Source organism: Photobacterium sp. GB-56 (genome assembly GCF_003026105.1).
In the GTDB taxonomy this organism is placed as follows: domain Bacteria; phylum Pseudomonadota; class Gammaproteobacteria; order Enterobacterales; family Vibrionaceae; genus Photobacterium.
The window spans coordinates 1-4,316 of sequence record NZ_PYNW01000035.1 but is presented as its reverse complement, the minus strand read 5'-3'; the positions used below and the strand labels follow the sequence as shown (position 1 = coordinate 4,316).

General features: G+C 35.6%; 6 protein-coding genes. 5 read left to right on the top strand and 1 reads right to left on the bottom strand.

What is annotated here, in order from left to right:
• Nucleotides 1-513 precede the first annotated feature (513 nt).
• Nucleotides 514-1,104 (top strand): hypothetical protein, encoded by a 591-nt coding sequence (locus tag C9J42_RS21100; protein ID WP_107302294.1) that lies wholly within the window; start codon nucleotides 514-516, stop codon nucleotides 1,102-1,104.
• Nucleotides 1,105-1,326: 222 nt separating this feature from the next.
• Here the strand turns inward: C9J42_RS21100 and C9J42_RS21095 are convergent, their stop codons facing one another.
• On the bottom strand, nucleotides 1,327-1,539 hold the full coding sequence (locus C9J42_RS21095) for a hypothetical protein (protein ID WP_233220760.1): 213 nt from the start codon (nucleotides 1,537-1,539) through the stop codon (nucleotides 1,327-1,329).
• Nucleotides 1,540-1,979: 440 nt separating this feature from the next.
• Between C9J42_RS21095 and C9J42_RS21090 the strand changes: the two genes are divergently transcribed.
• From C9J42_RS21090 to C9J42_RS21075, 4 genes are all read left to right on the top strand, one after another.
• Entirely contained in the window at nucleotides 1,980-2,336 is a 357-nt protein-coding gene (locus tag C9J42_RS21090; RefSeq protein ID WP_233220759.1) for an SMI1/KNR4 family protein, read from the top strand.
• A gap of 109 nt (nucleotides 2,337-2,445) precedes the next feature.
• Nucleotides 2,446-3,060, top strand: coding sequence for a hypothetical protein (locus C9J42_RS21085; RefSeq protein ID WP_107302292.1), 615 nt, complete (start codon nucleotides 2,446-2,448; stop codon nucleotides 3,058-3,060).
• 93 nt (nucleotides 3,061-3,153) lie between these two features.
• Nucleotides 3,154-3,417, top strand: coding sequence for a hypothetical protein (locus C9J42_RS21080; RefSeq protein WP_107302291.1), 264 nt, complete (start codon nucleotides 3,154-3,156; stop codon nucleotides 3,415-3,417).
• 127 nt (nucleotides 3,418-3,544) lie between these two features.
• Complete coding sequence (locus C9J42_RS21075; RefSeq protein ID WP_107302290.1) at nucleotides 3,545-4,090, top strand: hypothetical protein; 546 nt, start codon at nucleotides 3,545-3,547, stop codon at nucleotides 4,088-4,090.
• The last annotated feature ends 226 nt before the right edge of the window (nucleotides 4,091-4,316 follow it).

Here is a 4,316-nt window from a genome sequence, read left to right as displayed (position 1 = left end):
TTGGCTAAATCGATAGCGATAACGTTGCTAGTTAACATATTGGAACCCTCAGAGATAATTTCACTCCGCTAAGTTTAGGTTGGCAGAGAGGGAGTGGATTCCATACATCATGTTAGATCAAATACTCATTCATATCGTGTTAACGTGGTTTTGGATTAGTTTTATTTACTGTGTATATCAACAGTTATAATGAAACGTGGTGATTTTATCGCTTTAGTTCTGTTTTTAATAAGAAATATTTCTTGTTAAAAACAGAAGTGGAATCATAACCAATTGAAAATTATATCATTTAACATTTCAGTTTGTATTTAATAAGACTGATTAAATACATTTCTTACTTATCACACCCTCTTATTGAGCGTCAGGCGTGAAAAATTGTTATTAACTTCATGATATATATAGATTATATCTAGTATGATAAAGGTTGTTTATGCGTGTATTTTTGCGCGAAAGTAAGAAAGCTTATTAATATACTGTTATGTTCTGACGTGAAAATGTCAATTTTGAGGTTATATGATTGATTTTATAGGAAAGGTTTTTTCAGGGTTAGCAACAAAGTTTGTTGGTGATAAAGTATCTGAAGCTAAGAAGTCTAAACTGTCAGAGAGCAAGCTTAAGGCATATATCAAGCACCAGTCAGTAGACATTGATCAACTTACAAATTCAGCATATGAACTTTGGGAAATCTCTTTCAAGTGCACTGAATTTAAGCTCTATTTTCAAGAGCCAGAAAAATTTATTATTCCACGTGATTTTGACTCTGAACGAATCCAAAGTTACCTCAATGAATGTGCTGACTGCTTAAATGAGACATTACGAGTAACGGTCACAGCTCTGCTGAGACATATTGGTAACTATGACGAATTGAAGCAAGAAATAGTAAAGTTGGGTTATGACTTCGATGAGGAAAAAAGTTATCGCTTGTATATAGAGTCTTTATATATTCGCAGATATGTTATTGCATTAGCTCATGATTGGGAAAATGTAGTTCTATTAACAGCTGAGAACCATACTCACGAGCAACTGGTTAGTCCTTTAGGTTTGCCTGTGAATCTCAACTCATTAAGAGCAAAGATCATGCGTGAATTGAGAGAACGAACATAACAAATAAGGATATGTGTCGCGAAGCCGACACCTATCCGAAGTGTTGGACAAGCCCAAGCTACCTTATTATAAGTAAATATTGGAAATATCATGAAGGGGAATGCCAAAAAGAAGTCGAGCGTTATCCTTGGTGTGAACCAATAATATTAATACCCTGATTTATAATAAAACCCTCTTTAATTCTGAAGCGTTAAAGCCATTATCCTTATTATTTAACGTCGGTTATCTGGGTCGAAATATTCCCGTTAATTGCATGACATCTTGGCAGCAGAGGCAAAAGGGTTGGGCTTTTATACGTACCGTTTTATTCGGTGTGGGCCACGCCAGTTGCCCGGTTAACATGAACATAAATTGGATGGCTTGAAGCTGTGTCTTATCATCACCACAAGCCGCAATAATGCCTAAACATGGAGATGAACCCTTCTTTGTCGCCATCTCTCTTATCTCTATTTCCTTTCTTTGCGAGTTTCAGATAATCCTATTTCAATGAAGCGAAATGCTTTTTTACTGGCCATGAAATAACCTGTTTATTTGTCCAGTTATAATACAAATCGTAAATTTTGACGCTTAGGCTTCGTTTTAAATAAGAAAAAATGCTTAATTATCTCAGCTTCTATTTATAAAGTATTGATATATATGATGCTTTATTCATAGCTGTGTTTTTAATCAGACAGGTTAAAAACAGTTCTTACTTTTATCATGAGTAATTAATCAATTGAGGGTGTTTTTTTTGCGACCAAGGTAATGAAAATAAATGTTTTTATTTATTAGAATGTTGAATATTTGCTGTATTAATAAAGCGTAAAAGTAAGAATGCTTATTAATATACTGTTAGTTGTACTTAATCTGAGTCAGAGTAAATGGAAGAATTCGAAGTGAACATACCTACCGATATCGAAATTGCAGAAGCTCAAGAAAAGCTAGGTTTCACTTTTCCACCCGAATATGTGGCATTCATTAAATCTGGATATGATCTAGGAGATGCTCCACTTGAAGCATTGGAAATCTTAGATCCTCCTAGTTATGCTGACATATACGAAGCATTGGTGAGTGCTCGAAAGTTTTATGATTTACCTGTTGAGCTTATGCCTATCTGTGAAGACAACTCTGATTACTATTGCATCAATAATAATGGTGAGGTGGTGTTTTGGTCGCACAATGGAACTACCAATGAAAAGTGGGCAAACGTGACCGTATGGGCTAAGCAGATGATTCTAGAGGCTGGCGAGTAACGCTTAACTAACAAGGTTGTAAACACGGACAAATAACAGTTGGCTTTGTTCGTGCCTCACAAATTTTAGCCAACTATTATTAGCCGGTTACAACGGCGTTAAGTCTCTTATGAATATCGAGTATTACGAAAGTTTTGAGAAACAACTAGAAGCTGGCTTAAAAAAGCAAGCGACTGCATCTGTTAAAAAATTTGTCGACTCGTTTAAGAGTCATGAAGAAATCAAAAATTGGGTTTGGTCGTATTTACCAAACCTTGAAAAGAACCGTCATAGCTGTATCAGATATGAAATATTTATTAATTTGGTATACCCGATACTAAAAGAAGGGTTTGAGTCTAAAGACTACAACGCTACTTTATGGCTTGGTAAGCTAATTCAAAATGTATATCAAACTAAAGGCATTTTCGAAGAACTAGGTTCCTTGGTTGAGATGGATTTCTATCGTAAATGTTACGAAATCGATTCTTCAAACTCTGAAGGTAGAACTCTACTTTTAGAGAGTATTTTAAATTGGCTTTCACATTGCGAGCATGAGTGGCCTTCAGATATTTTATACGCAATGGATGGTGCAACATTAGAACAATGCGAAATAATAAGAAAAGAGACTGATTTTGCGTTCACTTTAGCATCAACCGAAAGAGATATAGCTTTTATTGAACAGTTTTTAAGTAAGCTCAGTTTGTACGAAGAGAGACTTAACAAGTCACTAAAGCAGGACTCGTAACAGTTGGCTCGGTTCCGCTTCGCTTTACATTTTAGCCAACAATTGCTCGCCTCTTAGTGAGGCGTTAGTACGCTAGGGAAGCCGTCACGAATTATGCCGAATATATCTAAAGATAAATTGAAGCTATTAGCCGTTGAGTTAGAGAATCAAATCGAAGAAAATATTACTGATTCTGCTGTTCAAGCATTGAAAATTGCGCTATCAGATACATTAGATAAAGCGAAAAATGGTAAATTTAAATCCACAATTTCAACGTTAAATGGAAGTTCAGCTTTTTTACATGGCACGCTTTCAGAGTTAAGGCTTTTGAATGAAGCATTTTCCAAATTTAAGTTATATATTACTTTGGGTGTGTAGCATACTAACAAGCTGTTAAATCGGGACAAAATTCAGTTGGCTTTTTGCTCCTTCGTCGCTAATTTTAGCCAACCAAATTTGGCCCATTAACAAGGGCGTTAGTTTCAATCGAAGAGTTAAGGAAAATATGAACAAACCATCTTACATTGAGAAAGTGAAAACCCCTCTAGGGCTTATTGTCTTTGGCACATTAATGCTCGAAGCTTTTCTTGGAGCTGCGATGCTAAATATAGAGGAAAAAAGGTTCGAGCTTATCCTAATAATGGTTGGCTTTGTTTTTCTAATGGTAATTATTTCGCTGTTTGTATCATGGGTAAAACCTGAGGTTTTAAAGGGCGAAAGATACTCTGCCCCTCAAAATCATAATGAGCAAGAATTGCTCGATCAGATACAAAGTCTTAATGAGGCGTTAAAAAAGGAAAAAGAAGCATCAGAGTCATTGAGAAAAGAAAACAGTCTGCTTCAGTCTAAAACAAGTCCCGAGTCAAAAAAAGAAATTGAGAATCAAATAATTAATCATTGCTCTACAACTTTTAGCTCTACATTTGAAGAGTTGTGCAAGAAAATGGGTATAAATGATTCAACCTCTGACCAAGGGAAGCAAGTCAGTGTAGTGTTGGGAGCAATGAAAGCTGATGGTTTAATCAATGACCGTCTTATCTTAAGAAACTAACAAATAAGGATATGTGTCGCGAAGCCGACACCTATCCGAAGTGTTGGACAAGCCCAAGCCACCTTATATAAGTAAATATTGGAAATAGCATGAAGAGGGATGCCAAAAAGAAGTCGAGCGTTATCCTTGGTGTGAACCAATAATATTAATACCCTGATTTATAATAAAACCCTCTTTAATTCTGAAGCGTTAAAGCCATTATCCTTATTATTTAACGTCGGTTATC